This window comes from Bradyrhizobium sp. HKCCYLS3077 (genome assembly GCF_051167555.1).
GTDB lineage: Bacteria > Pseudomonadota > Alphaproteobacteria > Rhizobiales > Xanthobacteraceae > Bradyrhizobium.
Genome location: NZ_JBNPTH010000013.1, coordinates 119,136 through 138,808, shown reverse-complemented (window position 1 = coordinate 138,808; position 19,673 = coordinate 119,136). Strand labels below are relative to the sequence as shown.

Here is a 19,673-nt window from a genome sequence, read left to right as displayed (position 1 = left end):
CACGCTTCGTGACGACCGCGCAGCGCCCCTCGTCGATGAGGCGGGACGAGGGAGATAAGATCATGATTTTCCGAAATTGCGAAGCGGGATATTTTTACTGATAGGACTGGACACGCCAAATCAGCTTGATTGCAAAGGTGAAATGAGATTTTGCGTTCAACCGACAGCGGCTTGCAGCTGACATGCTGCGGCTGCGTGCCGGCGGCTGGGCACGTGGGTACTTGAAGGCGTCGAACACCGACGCGAAGATGCCGTGATGGCTCACTCAGACAACAGACCCAGACAGTGCGGCGATTGCACGCTGTGCTGCAAGGTCATGGAGATCGAACAGCTTGCCAAGCCTGCGCAAGAATGGTGCCCGCATTGCGCGCCACGACAGGGCTGTACGATCTATCAAAGCCGCCCGGCTGAATGCGTCGACTTCAGCTGCCTATGGCTGCTGAACGACCGCCTCGACGAGCGATGGAAACCGAGCAAGGCGAAGATTGTCCTGACGACGTCGGAGGACGGCATCGAAGTCCGTTGCGATCCGAGCATGCCGGACGCCTGGCGCCGGGCGCCCTACGAGGCGCAGATCCGGGAATGGGCCCGCGCCGGGGAAGCGAACGATGTGACCGTCATCGTCATCATCAGCCGCCGCGTGATCCTTGTCGGTGCGGACCAGAACTTCGATCTCGGCGAACTCGGTGCGGACGAACGGATCGTGCGCGAACTCGAAGGCACACGCGTCACAGGTGCGCGTGTCGTGAAGGCCGACTGAGGCCGATCCAAATCTCCATCGACCTGCCTTGATGCGTGGTCGCCCCCCTGTGCGTGACGTCGCTCACGGAACCCGCGCATCGGCCCTGCGACAAAGCGGACGTTTCGCAGTGCGGTCATGACATCGGGGGAGCAGGACATGAGTATTTTCGGCGCAATCGGACATTTGGCGTCGTCAGTGGCCAAGGGCGTGGCCCATGTGGCGTCGGACGTCGGGCAGGCGGTCGGCAGCGCCGCCACCAGCGTGGTGCATGCCGTGGAGCATGCAGCCAGCGATGCGGGGCATGCCATCAGCAGCGCCGTGCATGACGTCAGCCATGCCGGCAGCACGGTCATTCACACCATCGGCAAGCGCGTGGCGACGGTGGCAGACGCGGCGGCCAGCGCGGTTCACACCGTGGAGCACGCGGTCAGCGGCGCCGCGCACGAGATCGGCCACGTCGGCAGCTCCATCATTCACACTGTCGACAAGGTCACGCATGCGGTGGGCGACGCGGCATCGAGCGCGGTCCACACCGCCGAGCATGCCGTCAGCCACGTCGCCAACGGCATCAGCCATGTCGGCAGCGGCCTCGTTCATGGGGTCGAGAACGTCGTCTCGACCGCTGGAAAAGTCGCCGGCGATATCGTTCACACCGGCGAGCATGTGGTCGGGGACATCGCCTCGGGCGTCAAGACCGCGGCCGGCGAGCTCGCGCATGCCGCCGCCACGGTGGGCGAGACGGTCGCCCATGACGCCGTCGACGCGGTGAAGACGGTGGTGCATGGCGCCGGCCAGCTCGGCCAGGAAGCCCTGCACACCGCCGGCGACGTCGCCAGCGCGATCAGTCACGGCGCCAGCGCGCTGGGGAATGGGATCGCTGATGCGGCGCACGATGTCGGCAGCGCGATCGGACATATCGGCGGCGATCTGCTCCACACCGGCGCACAGGTCGGTGGTGATCTCGTTCATGGCATCTCGCACCTGACGCATGGCGACGTCGGCGGCGCGCTCAGCGACATCGGCGATATCGGCAAGCACCTCGCCCATGGCGCCGGCGATGTCGCGGGCGATGCGGCGCACGGCGTGATCGCTGTCGGCCGTGACGTCGGGGGCGCCGCGGCCGGGATCGGTCAGGCCGTGGCCGAGGGCGCGGGGGCGCTTGCGCACGGCGCCGCTGACATGGCCGGCACCGCGGCCGGCGTGGTCGGGCAGGTGGCGCAGGACTATGAGCATGCGGCCGGCGCGATCGTCAAAGGTGGCGTCGACATGGCCGTCACCATCGCCTCGGCCGAGACCGACATGGTCTATGGCACGCTCGAGAAGGCCGCCGGAATCATCGGCGGACCGGTCGGCGATTTCCTCAGCGATGTCGCGCATGGTTATGGCGAAGCGGCGAAGAGCACGCTGCAGCATGTCGGCGGCGCGATCACGGACGGCGCGACCAAGCTGACCGATGCGGCCGGCGGATTGAGCAACGCGGCCGGCAAGGCCGTCGACCAGCTCGGCCATGATGCCGGCACCCTGGGCCAGGATATCAGCCATGGCGATCTCAATAGCGCGCTACGCGATGCCGGCCATCTCGGCAGCGACCTGGTGGACGCCGTGAAGCACGTCGGCGCGGCGGAGCTCGAGGGCGCGAAGGCGCTGGGCGCGGCGGCCGCGGATCTCGGCACCGTGCTCAACGGGCTCAACGAGGCCGTCGCCAAGGCGGGCGGCGCGTTCGTCGCCGCCGTCGGGCACACCATCGGCGGCGATGCCGGCGGGGCGATCGCCGATTTCGCCAAGACCGCAAGCGACGCGACCAGCGCCACCGCCGCCCTGCTGCATGGCGACGTCGAGGGCGCGGCCAAGGCGGCGGCTCAGGATCTCGGCGGCGCCTTCGGCAAGTGGCTCGGCGGCGAGGTGCGCGACGCGGCCAATTCGCTTGCGGGACATTTCGGCGGCATCATCGCCGACGGCATCAAGGAAGCGGGCGACCAGGCCGGCGGCGCGCTCGAAGGCGCGGCCAAGCATCTCGCCGGCGATGCCGCCGACAAAGGGCTGCATCTCGTGGATGGCGGATCGAGCGGCGGGCATGACAACGCGCCGCATGTCAGCGCGGCACAGGAGCATGCACCGGCCGATGACCGGTCGCTGTTCGAGAAGGGCTGGGATGGGGTCAAGCACACGGTCGAGAACGCCGTGGACAAGGCCGTCGACGGCGTCCACCACGTCGTGGACAAGGCGGTCGACACCGTTCACGCGACGATCCAGCACCCCGAGGGCCTGCTCGAGAAGGCGGGCGATGCGCTGCGCGATCATCTCAGCCATGGCGTCAGCGATGCGCTCGGCAAGCTCCATGCCGCCGCGGTGACCGCGTCCGACGGCGTCGCGCCGCATCATGCGGGGGGACATAGCGAGAGCGGAATCGGCGTGTCGCATGCGGCGCTGACCACGGCTTCAGGTCAGGGCGGCTTCTGGGAGAGCGCGGCGCAGGCGATCCACCATGCGGGAGACGGCGGCCACGTCGGTCACGACGCCGGTTTTGCATCGAGCTTCGGCTTCAGCCTCCCGCTGCACGGCGAGGGGTCGTCGCATCACCCTGTCATCGCCGACTTGGCGGTGGACCACAGCTTCGACCATCACGCCAGCCATGACGCGATCGTGCCGCATGTCGATATCGCCCACGCCGGCGGCGCCCACGACGTCCCGCACCACGACTTCAGCCACATCTTCCAAATGCCGGAAGCGCATCACCACACGCTGCACGGCTGAGCTTCGGAAAGCGCGCAAGAGCCCGCGGTGATGATCACCGCGGGCTCTTTGCCGTTTTGCGAATGGCCTCGGCCCCTGCACGCGACGATGCAGCGGATGATCGTTCATGCCGAAGCGCCGAGGCGAGATGCGAGCAGCGCTCTCTCCTCACTAGAGGTCGTTCCCTCCCCCCTTGTGGGGGAGGGCAAGGGAGGGGGGTGCCCCACGATCGGTGCCCGTGGCTACCCCCCTCCCCACCCTCCCCCACAAGGGGGGAGGGAGCTTGGAGAGTTTGCCCCCTCACGAGAACGGCTTCGCTCAGGCGAGCTCATCAGCTCGACTCAAGGCGCGCTGACCCGGACATTCGCGATTCGATTGCCCTCGCCTGCCCTGAATTCTCGGTCCCAGCGCCTGCGTGACACGGCTCACGGAGAAGGCGCGCGGGCTCTGCGACAAAGCGGCCGTCACCCGCGGTGAGGTGACTAACCGAGGGAGCAGAACAATGGGTCTCTTTGATGCAATCGGACACGCGATCGGGTCAGCGGTGAAGGACGTCGGCCATGCTGTCGGGCACGCCGCCTCCAGCGTGGTGCATACGGTGGAGCATGCGGCGAGCGACGTCGGACATGCCGTGGGGCATGTGGTCAGCGGCGCCGCGCATGAGGTCGGGCATCTCGGCGGCTCCGTCATTCACACCATCGGCAAGGTCACGCATACGGTCGGCGATGTCGCCAACAGCGTGGCGCATACGGTGGGTCACGTCGCCGGTGATGTCGGACATGTCGTGCATGACGTCGCGCACGGCATCGGCCATCTCGGCAGCGAAGCCATTCACACCGTCGGCGGCGTCGTCAACGCGGTCGGCCATGCCGGCGCGGCGGTCGGCGGCGGCCTCATTCATGGCGTTCAGGACGTCGTCTCGACCGCGGGCCATGTGGTCGGCGACATCGCACAGACCGGCGCGCACGTGGTCGGCGACGTCGCCTCCGGCCTCAACCATCTCGCTCATGGCGATCTCGGCGGTGTCGTCCACGACATCGGCCATATCGGCAGCGATATCGTGAATGGCGGCGTGAAGGTCGGCGGCGATCTCGCGCATGGCGTGATCGCCACGGTGGGCGATGCCGTTCATGGCGCGGTCGGTCTTGGACATGCCGGGCTGGAAGCGGCCGGCGCGATCGGTCACGGCGCGCTCGGCATGGCCGGCACGCTCGCCGACACCGCCGCGCATGTCGGCGCCGACGGCATCCATCTGGCGGGCGATGTGGTGAAGGGCGGACTCGACGTCGGCACCTCGCTGGGCCACGGCGCGCTCGGCGTCATCACCGACGCGGTGTCGAACGCGGGGCACCTGGTCGGTGGACCGCTCGGCCACGTCATCTCCGACGTCGCGCACGCCGCCGAGTCGCTCGGCTCGGGCGTCGCCAACGGCATCAGCCACGCGGTCGGCGCGGGCGTGTCGGGCCTCACTGAGGCCGCCAGCGATCTGACGCATGCGGTCGGGCACCAGGCCAGCACGATCGGCCACGACCTCGGCGCGCTCGCCAGCGATCTCAGCCACGGCAATGCCGGCGCGGCGCTCGGCGACCTGTTCAAGCTCGCCGGTGACCTGCTCGGCGGTGGACACGACGGCAGCCATGGTCACCAGGGCGGCTTCTGGGACCAGATCGCGCAGGCGATCCACCAGGCCAGCGACAGCCATGACGGACATGGCACGGGTCTGGGCCTCGGCGGTCCGCTGCATGGCGACGGCTCGTCGCATCACCCGATCATCGCCGACAGCTTCGGCGATCACGGTCACGGCGATCACGGCCTCGATCACCACGGCGGCAACACCGGCATCGTGCCGCCGCATGTCGACATGGGCCACGCCGGTGGCGCGCATGACGTGCCGCACGACTTCAGCCACGCCGTGCAGATGCCCGAAGCGCATCACTACGCGCTGCACGGCTGAGGCCGGAACAGACAGAACCCGCGGTGCATGCACCGCGGGTTCTTTGTCGTCTCGCCGATCTCGCGTGCGGCTCAGCGCACCTGCGCGGGCTGCTCGATGGCGGGCGGCGCGGCTGCGGCCTGCGCGCGAGCCTGCGGCGCGTGATCGTTCATCGCCGACAGCGCACACAGCGCCAGAGAACCCCAGACCGCGGCGCTGAAATACAGCGACATCCAGGCGATCTCTTCCTTCCAGTGCTCGAACTCGTGGGTCACGGTCCACTGCGTGGCGGAATCGCGCAAGCCCACCAGCGGATGCAGCAGCGGCTTGCCGGCGGCGCGCTCGATGCGCCAGCGCTTCACATACATCGGCACGTCGACCACGACGAGGAAGGCGAGATAGCAGGCGATGCCGATCAGGCCGGCAATCAAGAGTCCTCGCACCAGGCCGTCGAACTCGGGCAGGAGACGGCCGAGCCCGATGCCCACCAACAGGAAGGCCACCGCCCACAGCGAGTTCTCGATCGCGTTGTAGAGGAAGTTCTTGGTGACGACGGCGTACCAGGAGCAGATCTCGGCGACGACGATGATCGGCACGATCAGGCGCGCCATGTTGACCGCGGTGTCGGCGTCGGCAATGGCGCCGAGCTGCGCCAGGATGATCGCCCATTGCGCCGCGAAGGCGATCTCGGCGATGGTCGCCACGGTGCGGCCGACGAACACGCTCGACAGCCAGCTGTCCACCAGGCAGATGCGCTGCACGTCGGCGCGCGGCAGCACCGAGCGGAAGGCGCAGCCGAACACATAGGCCGCCGACAGCGCCAGCATCGCGCTAGTGTCGGAGGACTGGGCGAGCGTGCCGCTGCCGCCGCCGAGCTGGCGATACAGGATGAACCAGAACGCGATATTGGCGAGGCTGACCAGCGTCAGCATCGCCCACCACAGGGCGACGGGGTTCGACAGGGCTCGCGACTGCGCACGCATCCGGCACTCCAATTTTCATGTGACTGACATCGGATCGTATTAATTCCGTCATGGAGCGGCAACCCGCGCCGAGCCCGGGGCGTGACAAAAGCGCGTGTGACCGGAGCGGCTGCGGCTGAGGGTGGCGCGGCAACGGGACGGAGGGTTGGGGCCCGCTCGGGCCTCATGGTTCGAGACGCGCCGCACGCTGGCTCCTTTGAAAACAGCTGACTGACGGGCGCGGCGCTCCTCACCATGAGGCTCTGGCATCCGAGCGGGTCCTGCACACCGGAAATGAGCGGGTCGCTTACGGAGAGAGGGACGAATGCCCGCGCGACGGTGTCGGTGCGCTCACTCTCCCCGTTCTTCACGGGGGCGCGACGAGCTTCGCTCGCGCTGGGAGGGTTGGGGTGAGGGGCGGCCGCACGCACCGGCCGTGCGGAGAGCACACCCGGATTGCATCTGGCGATGCAATCCGGCCTCTGCCCGCGTGCGGGGAGAGGCTCGCGCCTCAGGGAACTTCCGCTCTTCCCCGCAGTTCATGACGCGACTGCGGCGTCCTGCCGCGCTTCGTCCTCATCAGCCTGGAGCCGCGCATGGCCGCCGCCCGCGAGCTGCAGCGCGCGCCGCTGCTGACTTTCACTTCCATCGTTGTCGGACTGATGGGCCTGGCACTGCTCGCCGGCGGAATCTGGCTCGCCGCGATCGGCGGCTCGCTGTACTACGTCATCGCGGGGGCAGCGCTGCTTGGCACGGCGTGGCTGCTGTGGCAGCGGCGCGCCGCGGCCTTGTGGCTGTATGCGGCGCTGCTGCTGGGCACGATGATCTGGGCGATCTGGGAGGTCGGGCTGGACTTCTGGTCGCTGGCGCCGCGCGGTGACGTGCTGGCGCCGCTCGGCGTCTGGCTGCTGCTGCCGTTCATCACCGCGCATCTGGTCGGCGACATGCGCTCCGCGCGCTGGGGCCTCGTGGCCGTGCTCGCGGTCGCCATCGTCGTGCTCGGCGCGTCGCTCCGCGGCGACCGTTTCGGCGTCACTGGCGCGCTGACGCAGGCGGCGGCAGCGACGGCCGGCACCGATACCGCACCAGCCGAGGCCCAAGCGGATTGGACCGCCTATGGCGCCAGCAATTTCGGCACGCGCTTCTCCAGCCTGAAGCAGATCACGCCTGACAATGTGAAGAACCTGCAGCTCGCCTGGGAATTTCGGACCGGCGACCGCAAGGGTCCCGACGATCCCGACGAATTCACCAACGAGGTGACGCCGCTGAAGATCGGCGATCTGCTCTACACCTGCTCGCCGCACCAGATCGTGTTCGCGCTCGATGCGACCAGCGGAAAACTCCGATGGAAATTCGATCCGAAGATCGAGCACCACAAGAATTTCCAGCACATGACCTGCCGCGGCGTGGCGTATCACGAGACCAAGCAAGGCGCGGTCGACAGCGCAGGCGCCGCGGCGCCGGCCGAATGCACGAGGCGCATCTTTCTGCCGACCAATGACGGCCGGCTGTTCGCGCTCGACGCCGACAGCGGCAAGCCGTGCGACGGCTTTGGCGATCACGGCCAGATCGACCTCAAGGCCGGCCACGAGATCAAGACGCTCGGCTTCTACGAGGGCACCTCGCCGCCGGTGGTCACCGACAAGGTGCTGATCATGGCTGGTGCGGTGATCGACAACTACTCCAACAAGGTGCCGTCAGGCGCGATCCGCGGCTTCGACGTCTACTCGGGGAAGCTGTTGTGGGCGTTCGATCCCGGCAATCCTGATCCGAACGAGATGCCGTCGGCGACGCATCATTTCACGCCGGGCTCGCCGAACGGCTGGAGCGTCGGCGCGGCCGACGAGGCGCTTGGCCTCGTCTACATCCCGCTCGGATCGAGCTCGCCGGACATCTGGGGCGGCAACCGCTCGGCCGACAATGAGCGCTATGATTCCGCTGTTGTCGCGCTCGACATCGCCACGGGAAAACTGCGCTGGTCGTTCCAGAACGTGCATCACGATCTCTGGGACATGGACATGCCGTCGCAGCCGAGCCTCGTCGACATGCCAGGCAAGGACGGCGTGGTGCCGGCGATCTACGTGCCGGCCAAGACCGGCAACATCTTCGTGCTCGACCGCCGCGATGGTCATTTGCTTGTCCCGGCGCCGGAGAAGCCGGTGCCGCAAGGCGCCGCGCCCGGCGATCATCTGTCGCCGACCCAGCCGTTCTCCGAGCTCAGCTTCCGGCCGCGCAAAGACCTCACCGGCGCGCAGATGTGGGGCGCGACGATGTTCGATCAGCTCGCCTGCCGCATCAAGTTCAAGCGGCTGCGCTATGAGGGGCCGTTCACGCCGCCCTCGGAGCAGGGCACGCTGGTGTATCCCGGCGATTTCGGCATGTTCGAATGGGGCGGCATCGCCATCGATCCTATCAGCAAGATCGCGATCGCCAATCCGCAGTCGATCCCGTTCGTGTCGCGGCTGGTCCCGCGCGGCAAGGACAATCCGGCAGAGCCCAACGCGGAACATCCGCCCGGCACCGAGCTCGGCGTGCAGCCGATGTACGGCACGCCCTACGGCGTCGACCTCGGCATCTTCCTGTCGCCGCTCGGCATCCCCTGCATGGCGCCGCCCTGGGGCAGCCTCGCCGCCATCGATCTCACGACCAACCAGATCGTCTGGCAGCATCGCGTCGGCACCATTCGCGATCAGGCACCGGTGCCGCTGCCGTTCAAGATGGGCGTGCCGATGCTCGGCGGCCCCATGGTGACCGCGGGCGGCGTTGCGTTCCTCACCGGCACGATGGACGACTACATCCGCGCCTTCGATGTCAAGGACGGCCGGCTGCTGTGGCAGGACCGGCTGCCGGCCGGCGGACAGTCGACGCCGATGACCTATGAGGCGGGCGGCAGACAGTACATCGTCACGGTCGACGGCGGCCATGGCTCGTTCGGCACCAAGCTCGGCGACTACGTCCGCGCCTATGCGCTGCCGGGCAACGTCGCGAGCAAGTAGTTCGCCGGTTCCAGCTTCGCGCAGAATGGAGTGAACTGTTGGACATTTGCTCACGATATCCGGGGTTCCCCGGAGGAACTCCAACTGCGAAGCGCGCGCCTTAATCGTCGGCTTCCGAACCTCGTGCATGAGTCAGCGCGGGCCCAGATTTCCTGCCCGCATTGACGCTTTGCTAACCGCGATTCCCGTGCGCCAAAACGCGGCGCACCCCGGCTCGTAGCTGGCCTGCGTGAGGGTTCATTGCCGATGTTGACGATCCTGTCCTGCCTGCCTGCCGATCACGATCTGCGCTACGTCACCGCCGCGCTGCTGGTGTGCGTGCTCGGCTCCATCCTCTCGATGCGCCTGCTCGCGCGCGTCCGGCGCAACACGGGTCTGCGCCGGCTGCACCTGCTGTTCCTGGCCGGGCTTGTCGCCGGCGGCACGGTGTGGACGACGCATTTCGCCGCCATCCTCGGCTATGAGGCAACGGGCAATCGCTCGTTCGAAGCGGGCCTGACTTTCGCCTCGCTCGGCCTTGCCATCGTGTTTTCCTGGCTCGGCTTTTTCATCACCACGCGCACCCAGCACGGGCCGCTGATCGAGATCGGCGGCGCCGTGTTCGGCTTCGGCATCGCCGCGATGCACTACACCGGGATGAGCGCGCTCAATCTCGACGGCATCAGGACCTGGCATGCGCCGGCGATCTGGCTCTCGCTGGTCCTGGCGATGGGGTTCGGCGCCGTTGCCGCCAACCGGATCGCGCGCCCCGTGACGCGGTTCTGCAAATATGGCGGCTCGCTCGCGATGGTGATCGCGATTCTCAGCCTGCATTTCACCGGCATGGCGGCGCTGACCTTGGCGCCGATGGCGGGAGCTGACGCGCCGGCGCAGGCACTGTCCGACAGCGTGATGCTGATCAGCATCGTCACCGGCATCGGCCTGATCATGGCGATGGCAGCGTCGGCCTACATGATCGACATGCAGGCGGCGCAGGAGGCGGTCGAAGGCTATCGGCAGCTGGCCTTGCAGGATCCGCTGACCGGCCTGCCCAACCGCAGCGGCCTGGGACAGCGGCTGGCTCCGCTGTTGACCAATGGCGACGAGACCGCGCATCTGGTCGTGCTCGCGATCGATCTCGACCGCTTCAAGGACATCAACGACGCGCATGGCCACGCCGCTGGCGATGCGGTGCTGACGACGATCGCCCAGCGCATCGCGGCGACCTTGCAGCCCGGCGAATTCCTCGCACGGATCGGCGGCGACGAGTTCGTCGCCGTCAAGAGCGAGATCTTCGCGCGCGCCGAGGCCGCCAGATTCGCCGAGCGCATGCGCGCGCTGGTGCTGACGCCGGTCGAGTGGGAGGAGCGCAGCCTCTCGGTCGGCTGCAGCATCGGCATCGCGCTGCATCCCGACCACGGCCTCAGCTCGGACGAATTGCTCACCCGCGCGGATCTGGCGATGTATCGCGCCAAAGGCCTGGGACAAGGCAAGATCTGCACCTACGAACCGTCGATGGACGAGGCCAGCCGGCGCCGCGCCGAGCTCGCGATCGATCTGAAGCGCGCGCTGGTGCGCAACGAGTTCGAGCTGCACTACCAGGTTCAGAACGACACGCAGAGCGGCGAGATCATCGGCTTCGAGGCGCTGCTGCGCTGGAATCACCCAGTGAAGGGCCGCGTGCCGCCGAACGATTTCATTCCGATGGCGGAGCAGACCGGGCTGATCGTCGACATCGGCGACTGGGTGCTGCGCACCGCCTGCGCCACCGCGGCGGGCTGGAGCCAGCCGTTCAAGGTCGCCGTCAACGTCGCGCCGATGCAGCTCAACCACGACCTGCCGAAGCGCGTCGCCGAGGTGCTGCGCCAGACGGGCCTGGCTCCGGAGCGACTCGAGATCGAGCTGACGGAAACCGGCATCATCGCCGACCGCCAGCATGCACTGCAGGTGATGCAGGCGCTGAAGGGGATCGGCGTCACCGTCGCGATGGACGATTTTGGCACCGGCTATTCATCGCTGTCGACCCTGCAGGTGTTTCCGTTCGACAAGATCAAGGTCGACAAGAGCTTCATCCAGTCGGTCGAGACAAGCGTGCATGCGGCGGCGATCGTCAAGGCGACCTTGCTGCTGGGGCGCAGCCTGAACATCCCCGTGCTGGCCGAGGGCGTCGAGACCGAGCAGCACCTCGCCTTCCTGCGCGAGGAAGGCTGCACCAGCGTGCAGGGATTCCTGTTCGGCAAGCCGATGCCGCAGGAGGCGATCAGCAAGATGATCCGGGAGGTGGAGGTCGCGCCGTCCCTCATCGCGGAAGCGCCGGCCAAGAGCGCCGCGGCGGCGTGAGCAGGTGCCGCCCTCCCCTGGAGGGGGAGGGTCGATCGCACGCGAAGCGGGCGAGCGGGGTGGGGTGTCCACAGGCGGCGGTGCCAGAGGAAAGATCACCCCACCCCGGCTCACACGCGCTTCGCGCCTGCGAGCCGACCCTCCCCCTCTAGAGGAGGGTGGGCAACTGCCCCCTGCGCGGTCGGCGCTCAAAACGTCCGGATGATCCTGAAATCCAGGCCGTCGGCGGCGGCGAGGTGCATGGCCATGCTGGCGCGGCCGTGACGGAGGGTGACATCGCCGCGGGGGCCGGAATAGACCATGTTGCGGCCGGCGGCGGCGAGCGGGTGCAGGGACAATGAGCCGGCGCGCTCCGCGGCGGCTTTCAGGAAGCGCAGACCTTCGTAGTTGGACTGGCCGACGGAGCCGACCGGCGGCGCCTCGACGCCGAACATCGCAGTGTAACCGCCCAGGAAGTCGTCATTGGCTCTGGAGCCGATGCAATTGAAATAGCCGGAGGCGGAGTAGAGATTCTCGGTGTTGTCGGCGCCGATGCCGAGCAGCACGGTTTCGTCGACGGCCCCGGCGAGACGCAAGGTGGTCGCGGCGAGGCCGGATTCGCCGAACGCCCGGTTGAAGGTGATGCTGTCGGTGCCGATCAGCGAGATCAGCACGACGTCGGGGCTGGCGGCGCGGATGCGCGCCAGATGCGCCTCGTGATCGTCCTCACCGACGGGAACGAATTCCTCGCCGACGACATGGCCGCCGGCCTCGGTGATGTAGGTCTTGGTGGAGCGGTGCGACTGCCACGGCCACACATAGTCGCTGCCGATCAGGTACCAGCGCTTGGCGCCCTTGTTCTCGGCCAGCCAATGAATGGCGGGACGTGTCTGGCTGTGCGGCGTCTCGCCGATCGCCATCACGCCCGGCGTCCGCTCGCCGCCTTCATAGACCGGCGTATAGACGTAGGGGATCCGGCCGCGCGTCAGACGGCGCAGCGCCAGCCGGACCGCGCTGATATGCGAGCCCATCACGACGTCGATGTCGTCGAACTCAAGCGCGTCCCTGGCGCACGCGACCACCTCCTCGACCGGGCCGCCGGAATCGTAGAACGACAACTCGATCTCGCGGCCGAGGATGCCGCCGCGGCGGTTGATCTCGGAGACCGCCAGCAGCGCGCTGTTGGTGGCCGCCGGCCCCCAGATTCCCGGCGAGCCGGAGAAGGTGATGAAATTGCCGATGCGCAGTCTGTTGTGGCGGCCCCGCCGCGCGAACCGATCGGGATCGAAGGGGGCCAGCGACGGCAGGCCGACCCGCTTGGGCGGGCTCCTGAACAGCAGGGACGGCGGCGGGCTGCAGCGCCCGGCCGTGACAGGTCCTGTCGAGAGCACACCCACTCCTTGGCCGCGACCCTGGTTGGCCCAGTGTGGGCCGGCGGTCATACGCCGTCAAAATCAGCACGCGTTCGGCAAATATCCTATTCGAAAATGTTGAATGTTCAAGAATTGGGATGCATATAGATCGGGCAGCAACTGCCGGACAATCATTCAATTCAGGACCCCTGAGCGAAATTTACCGTGGCCAAATCGCCCCCTTCCAACACCCCCCTCACCGAACATCTCGCCTACCTGCTCGCGCAAGCCAACCGGGAGATCAACCGGCAGTTGGAGTCGCGCCTGAGCACGGAGGGCGTGCCCGTCGAGCAGTGGCGCATCCTCAAGGTGCTGTCGGACGGCGAGGGCCATTCGATGGGGGATCTCGCCGAGGCGGTGCTGCTGAACCATCCGACCCTGACCAAGATGATCGACCGCATGGTGTCGGACTCGCTGGTCTACCGCCGCCAGGACGCGAACGACCGCCGCAAGGTGCTGATGTTCATCAGCGACCGCGGCAAGGCGCTGTGCAAGCGGCTGAACTCGCTGGCCGCCAGCCAGGAGGCGCACATCCTGGAGAACTACGGCGACAAGGCGACCGGCGAGCTGAAGCGGCTGCTGGAGAATTTGATCGACGCGGCGAGTTGAGCATTGTCTTGCTGCGACGCTGCGGACATTCAGTCCCGAGCTCTACCCTCCCGTCATTGCGAGCGCAGCGAAGCAATCCAGGATGGTGGGCGGGACCTTGGATTGCTTCGCTACGCTCGCAATGACGCGGAAGCTGCGGGGGCATAGGGCGAAGGCGCGCCCGCGGCGGCCTCTGCCCACGCTTGTTCTCTCCGTCATTCCGGGGCATTCGCGCGCAAAATGGCGGTAGGCCATTTTGAAGCAGCGCGAATGAGCCCGGAATCCATACGCACAGGCGGATATGAGGCACGAGATGGCTGTGGGAGCAGTCTTCGTCACACATCCGCTCGTGGCTATGGATTCCGGGCTCATCCGCGCTTACGCGCGGCTGCCCCGGAATGACGGCAGAGTTTTTGTTGGAGCGCGCGTAGCTCCTCGAAGCTTTGGACACGGCAAGCGCGTTGGACTGCGTCGCGTTGCAGCGCAGCGTCGCTGCGACCAAAACTCCCGGCATCCCCGATCACGCCGGGATAGACGCAAGACGAATCCTCCCCCATCCTGTCCTCTCGCGATCGCGACGAACGGGCCACAGAGCCCGCGCGCAATCACCGGCCCCGAGCCGGATGAGGACACACAGGGAGGACAGGCCATGACGGGCATTCATCTGCTCGATCGCGCCATCGGCGGCGAGTATCCGACATTTGCCAGCACGGCTGACATCCGCGACTTCGAGCAGACGCCGTACAGCGAACGGATCGCTGCTCAGAGCACGTATGAGGCGCTGAAATGCGGAGCGTCGGCCAACCCGGACGCGCCGGCGATCCAGTTTCTGGCAAATGCCGATCCCGCCGATACGCCGGTCGTGATCACCTATCGCGACTTGATCGCGAAGGTGACGCAGGCGGCGAACATGTTTCACGCCCTCGGCGTCGGTCCCGACGATGTCGTCAGCTTCATGCTGCCTCTGGTGCCCGAAGCCTTCATCACGCTGTTCGGCGCGGAGGCCGCAGGCATCGCCAACCCGGTCAACCCGCTGCTCGAGCCGCACCAGATCGCCGAGATTCTCGATGCCGCCAAGACCAAGGTGCTGGTGGCGCTCGGCCCCCTGCCCGGCACCGACATCTGGCAGAAGGTCGAGAAGGTCCGCGGCGGCCTGAAACACCTCAAGGCGATCGTGCAGGTTCATGGCGGCGGCGGCGATCCGGCCGCCGGCATCCACGCCTGGGGCGACCTGATCAAGCCGCAGCCGGGCGATCACCTCGTCAGCGGCCGGCAGATCAAATCCAGCGACACCGCGGCCTATTTCCACACCGGCGGCACCACGGGCACGCCCAAGCTGGTGCGGCACAGCCATGGCAATCAGGTCTACCAGGCCTGGGCGATCAACCTGATCCTGAAGGCCAAGTCCGGCGGCACCTTGCTGTTCGGCATGCCGCTGTTTCATGTCGGCGGCTCGTTGACGCAGGCGCTGCAGACGTTCTCCGCAGGCGGCAGCCTTGTCGTGCTCTCCGGTGCCGGCTGGCGCAATCCGAACGCGGTGCGCAACATCTGGGGACTGGTCGAGAAGTACAAGCCGGAGACGCTGTCGAGCGTGCCCACGGTGCTGGCGGCAACGCTCGCGGTGCCGCAAGGCAACGCCGACATTTCCAGCCTGCGCTATGCCGCCGGCGGCGGATCGGCAATTCCGGTCGCTGTCGGCCAGGCGATCATGGACCGGCTGAAGCTGCCGGTGATCGAGGTCTACGGCATGACCGAGACGTCGAGCGTGCACACCATGGCCTATGCGGACCAGCCGATCCGGCTCGGCTCGGTCGGCCTGCCCGTGCCCTATGCGAAGGTGCGCATCGTCAAGCTCGACGCCGAAGGACGCTACGAGCGCGACTGCGCCGTGGATGAGATCGGCGTCGTGATCATGGCCGGGCCCGGCGTGTTCTCCGGCTATCTCGACGACGCCCACAACAAGGGCGCGTTTGTTGATGGCCATTGGGTCAACTCGGGCGATCTCGGCCGGCTCGATGCCGACGGCTTCCTGTGGATCACCGGCCGGGCCAAGGACCTCGTCATCCGCGGCGGCCACAACATCGACCCGGCGCCGATCGAGGAGATCCTGTTTCAGCATCCCGCCGTCGGCTTTGCCGCCGTGGTCGGCCAGCCCGACGCCTATGCGGGCGAACTGCCGATCGGCTACGTGCAACTGAAGCCGGGCGCGAGCGTGCAACCGGGCGAGTTGGAGGACTGGGTCCGCGCCCGCACGCCGGAGCGCGCCGCGGTGCCGGTGCAGATCATCCCGATCGATCCGATGCCGGTGACCGGCGTCGGCAAGGTGTTCAAGCCGCAGTTGCGCTGGGACGCCGCGACGCGGGTGTTCACCAAGGTGCTGTCGCAGCTCACCGACCGCGGCATCGACTGCAGCGTCAAGGTCGGCGCTCATGGCAGTCACGGCAGCCTCGCCACGGTGACGCTCCGCAACGTGCCGGCGGAGCAACGCGAGGCGATCGAGAACGAGGTGCACACCCTGCTGGCGCCGTTCGTGATCCGGCATGAGGTGGTAACGGGGTGAGCTCATGCCGTCCGGCAGCAAGGTTCCCGTAATTTTACGGAATGTTGCTGCCGGACAACATACAGGACGACGATCAACTGCTACTACCTCAGCGCGAATGTGCTGAGGCGTTTGGAATGCTCAAGGTTCTGCTGGGTTCTGCGGCGATCGCTTTCTTCAGTGCTGCTGCGGCGGCTGCTGACCTCCCGATCACGGCGAAAGCTCCAACGCCGGTCAAATTCACCTGGAGTGGTTGCTATATCGGCGGTCATGTCGGAGGAGTCGTCAGTGACGACACAACGACCAACGATCTCGGCGTCGCCAGGGACTACAGCGGGGCCGGCGTTGTCGGCGGCGGCCAAATCGGTTGCGATTACCAGTTTGCGCCGGCCTGGGTGATCGGCGCCGAGGCTCGCGCCGCCTGGAGCAGCCTGCGAAGCAGCCATGGTGGTTCGGTCCGGAATCGGATCACCGGGGTGATCCGCCCATCGCAGTTCGTCACCACCAATGATTTTCTCGGCTCCGCAACGGCACGGCTTGGTTACGTTTACGCCGAGCGCTGGCTGGTTTATGCGCGCGGCGGCGCCGCCTGGACGCGCGAGCGCAACGAGGATCCATTCATCCTCCCTGCTGGGATCGCCGTCGATCCGAGCACGACGTCGATGCGAAGCGGTTGGACCGCGGGCGCCGGCGTGGAGTGGGCTTTCGCCGCACACTGGTCCGCGACCGTCGAATATAACTACTACGATTTCGGCAAGAACGGCATCACGATGAGCAACGCGGCGCCGGTCGTCAACATCACGGGCTTCGAGGTCAAGGACCGTGTTCACGCCGCGACTCTCGGCGTCAACTATCGGTTCTGAGCCCCCTCCACTTTCAAGACGGCGAATTGTCAGCTTCTATCTCGGGCCGACCGCAGCGGCGACCGGCTTGGCAACGCCCTTCTCGACAGCAACCTTGCGCAACAGATCCGGCCGGTCGGAGATGATGCCATCGACGCCGTTCTCGATGAGCCGGGCCATGTCCTCCGGTTTGTTGACGGTCCACACCACGACCTGAAGACCGAGCGCGTGGGCTTCACTGATCAGCTCCGGCGTGACGTCGGCAAAATAGGGCGACCAGACCTTGCCGCCGGCTGCGCGGATCGTTGATGGCAGCGAACCGCCGTGATCGGCGGGGTTGAAGCCGGCCGTCCAGCGCGAGGCCTCGGTCAGCGAGACCGTGGGTGCCTTGCCACGTTGCAGCGACAGATAGACCGTCGGAATCTGCGGCGCGCGTTGCTGCACGAGTTGCAGGGTGCGCCAGTCGAACGACTGAATCATGATCCGGTCGGCGAAGTGCTCGGCATCGATCAGGTCGAGCAGCAGACTGACGAAACGCTCGGGGTCCGGCGCTTCATCGGGGAGCGCGGGATCGAGCTTGGTCTCGATGTTGAGCCGCACCTTGTCGTTGCCGGAGCCTCTGACGAGATCGATGACCTGCTTCAACGTCGGAATGCGGGGTGGTGGAATCGCGCCGGTGAGCGCCTGCTGCTCCGGAAACTGCCTGGCATAGTCGCTGCCGGGACGGATCTGTCCGACATCGTACGACTGCACGTCTGCGAGCGGCAGATCGATCAGCAGCGGCCCGGGCGGCGCCACGTAGTTGCCGGCGGCATCGCGGGCGAGATCGGGATTGAGCCGCCGCTCATGCGAGACCACCAGCACGCCATCGCGGGTAACGCCGACGTCGAGCTCGAGCGTGTCGACGCCAAGCGCCAGCGCGGCCGCAAAGGCCTGCAGGGTGTTCTCAGGATGGAGCGCGCGCCCGCCGCGATGCGCCTCGATGTCGAACGCGAGGGCCGGGCTGGAGACGGCCGCGAGCAGGAGGGCGGCGCAGAGGAAGAGAGATCGATGTCGCATGGCACCAGCCTACCATGGGACCTCAGGTTACCCATTCCCCTTGTTTCCGCTGGCCTTCTGAACTAGGCCTTTTTCCCATCGACCGGCGAGACAATGCCGGTCTTGGATCGAGGGGAGGCGATCCGCGCGCGCTGCAGTGCCGCGCCCGCACCCCCTTGGCCATTCTTCGAGCCTTGTTTCCGAGTTCACGTGCGACGGACCATGCCTAGGACCAGCCCCATGACCGATCTTCCTGTCCTCATCGCCGGCGGCGGCATTGGCGGCCTTGCGACCGCGCTGACCCTGCAGCAGATCGGCGTGCCCTGCATCGTCTATGAGAGCGTGCGCGAGATGCGGCCGCTCGGGGTCGGCATCAATCTGCAGCCCAATGCGGTGCGCGAATTGTACGACCTCGGCATCGGCGCGGCTGATCTCGATGAGGTCGGCGTGCCGGCGAAGGAATGGGCGCTGGTCGGGCTGAACGGCAATGATATCTATTCCGAGCCGCGCGGACTGCTCGCCGGCTACAACTGGCCGCAATATGCCGTGCATCGCGGCAAGCTGCACATGCTGCTGTACAGCCGGCTGGTGCAACGTGCGGGCGCCGCCACCGTGCGGCTCGGCAGCCGCGTGAGCGGCTACGAGAAGAACGCCGACGGCACGGTGACGGCGCGCATCGAGCACGCCGATGGCTCGCGCTCGGAGCAGCGCGGCCGGCTGCTGATCGGCGCCGACGGCATTCATTCGGCGGTGCGCGCGCAGATGCACCCCGCGCAGCCGCCGATCCATTGGGGTGGCGCGGTGATGTGGCGCGGCGTCACCTGGGCGAAGCCGATGCGCACCGGCTCGTCCTTCGTGGGGCTCGGCACCCACCGCCATCGCGTCGTGGTCTATCCGATCTCGCATCCCGATCCCAAGACAGGCCTTGCCCTGATCAACTGGATCGCCGAGGTGACGATGGACAACACCGAGGGCTGGAAGCAGACCGGCTGGTTCCGGCAGGTGCCGACAGCCGAGTTCGCGCATCATTTCGCGGGCTGGACCTATGACTGGCTCGACGTCCCCGCGCTGATCGCCGGCGCCGACGGGGCCTATGAAAACCCGATGATCGACCGCGATCCGGTCTCGACCTGGGTCGACGGCCCGGTCGCGCTGATGGGCGACGCCGCGCATGCGATGTATCCGACCGGCAGCAACGGCGCGAGCCAGGCGATCGTCGACGCCCGCGTGCTCGGCACCTGCCTGCTAGCCCACGGCGTGACCCCGGCGGCGCTCGCCGCCTATGACGAGAAGCTGTGCGGCCCGATCTCGGCGGTGATTTTGCGCAATCGCGGCGCGGGGCCGTTCGGATTGCTGAACCTGGTCGACGAGCGCTGCGGCGGGACGTTCACGAACATCGACGAGGTGGTGCCGCCGGCCGAGCGCGATGCGTTCATGGCCAACTACAAGAAGGCCGCGGGCTTTGCGATCGAGCAGCTGAACACGGCGCCAAGGACGATTGCGGAAGGCGCGATGGTCGACGCCGCCAAGGCTGCCTGATCCCTCCTCATTGTCGTCGCGAGCAAGCACATCGGCGCATCGCGTCGATGT

At 67.1% G+C, this 19,673-nt stretch carries 12 protein-coding genes; 9 read left to right on the top strand and 3 right to left on the bottom strand.

Features of this window, described 5'->3' with window-relative positions:
* Nucleotides 1-316: 316 nt before the first annotated feature.
* The 3 genes from ACQR0Z_RS34690 (at nt 317) to ACQR0Z_RS34680 (ending at nt 5,429) form a co-directional block, all read left to right on the top strand.
* Nucleotides 317-760, top strand: coding sequence for a hypothetical protein (locus tag ACQR0Z_RS34690; protein WP_434921644.1), 444 nt, complete (start codon nt 317-319; stop codon nt 758-760).
* A gap of 138 nt (nt 761-898) precedes the next feature.
* Nucleotides 899-3,496, top strand: coding sequence for a hypothetical protein (locus tag ACQR0Z_RS34685; protein ID WP_434921643.1), 2,598 nt, complete (start codon nt 899-901; stop codon nt 3,494-3,496).
* Nucleotides 3,497-3,977: 481 nt separating this feature from the next.
* Nucleotides 3,978-5,429, top strand: a complete 1,452-nt coding sequence (locus tag ACQR0Z_RS34680) for a hypothetical protein (RefSeq protein ID WP_434921642.1) — start codon at nt 3,978-3,980, stop codon at nt 5,427-5,429.
* 71 nt (nt 5,430-5,500) lie between these two features.
* Here ACQR0Z_RS34680 and ACQR0Z_RS34675 read toward each other — a convergent pair whose 3' ends face one another.
* Nucleotides 5,501-6,391 carry a hypothetical protein gene (locus tag ACQR0Z_RS34675; protein ID WP_434921641.1) on the bottom strand — a complete coding sequence of 297 codons (891 nt, stop codon included), beginning with the start codon at nt 6,389-6,391 and terminating at the stop codon, nt 5,501-5,503.
* 575 nt (nt 6,392-6,966) lie between these two features.
* Here ACQR0Z_RS34675 and ACQR0Z_RS34670 point away from each other — a divergent pair.
* Nucleotides 6,967-9,366 (top strand): membrane-bound PQQ-dependent dehydrogenase, glucose/quinate/shikimate family, encoded by a 2,400-nt coding sequence (locus tag ACQR0Z_RS34670; protein WP_434921640.1) that lies wholly within the window; start codon nt 6,967-6,969, stop codon nt 9,364-9,366.
* Nucleotides 9,367-9,612: 246 nt separating this feature from the next.
* Nucleotides 9,613-11,685, top strand: a complete 2,073-nt coding sequence (locus tag ACQR0Z_RS34665) for a putative bifunctional diguanylate cyclase/phosphodiesterase (protein ID WP_434921639.1) — start codon at nt 9,613-9,615, stop codon at nt 11,683-11,685.
* Between the two features lie 188 nt (nt 11,686-11,873).
* Here ACQR0Z_RS34665 and ACQR0Z_RS34660 read toward each other — a convergent pair whose 3' ends face one another.
* Complete coding sequence (locus tag ACQR0Z_RS34660; protein WP_434921638.1) at nt 11,874-13,055, bottom strand: substrate-binding domain-containing protein; 1,182 nt, start codon at nt 13,053-13,055, stop codon at nt 11,874-11,876.
* Nucleotides 13,056-13,241: 186 nt separating this feature from the next.
* Between ACQR0Z_RS34660 and ACQR0Z_RS34655 the strand changes: the two genes are divergently transcribed.
* The 3 genes from ACQR0Z_RS34655 (at nt 13,242) to ACQR0Z_RS34645 (ending at nt 17,066) form a co-directional block, all read left to right on the top strand.
* On the top strand, nt 13,242-13,685 hold the full coding sequence (locus tag ACQR0Z_RS34655) for a MarR family winged helix-turn-helix transcriptional regulator (protein WP_434878072.1): 444 nt from the start codon (nt 13,242-13,244) through the stop codon (nt 13,683-13,685).
* A 628-nt stretch (nt 13,686-14,313) separates the two neighbouring features.
* Nucleotides 14,314-16,224, top strand: coding sequence for an acyl-CoA synthetase (locus ACQR0Z_RS34650; RefSeq protein ID WP_434921637.1), 1,911 nt, complete (start codon nt 14,314-14,316; stop codon nt 16,222-16,224).
* Nucleotides 16,225-16,340: 116 nt separating this feature from the next.
* Nucleotides 16,341-17,066, top strand: a complete 726-nt coding sequence (locus ACQR0Z_RS34645; RefSeq protein ID WP_434862011.1) for an outer membrane protein — start codon at nt 16,341-16,343, stop codon at nt 17,064-17,066.
* Nucleotides 17,067-17,102: 36 nt separating this feature from the next.
* On the opposite strand, the gene ACQR0Z_RS34640 is transcribed toward ACQR0Z_RS34645, so the two are convergent.
* Nucleotides 17,103-18,104 (bottom strand): glycerophosphodiester phosphodiesterase, encoded by a 1,002-nt coding sequence (locus ACQR0Z_RS34640; protein WP_434921636.1) that lies wholly within the window; start codon nt 18,102-18,104, stop codon nt 17,103-17,105.
* 219 nt (nt 18,105-18,323) lie between these two features.
* Between ACQR0Z_RS34640 and ACQR0Z_RS34635 the strand changes: the two genes are divergently transcribed.
* Nucleotides 18,324-19,622, top strand: coding sequence for a flavin-dependent oxidoreductase (locus ACQR0Z_RS34635; protein WP_434921635.1), 1,299 nt, complete (start codon nt 18,324-18,326; stop codon nt 19,620-19,622).
* Nucleotides 19,623-19,673: the final 51 nt, after the last annotated feature.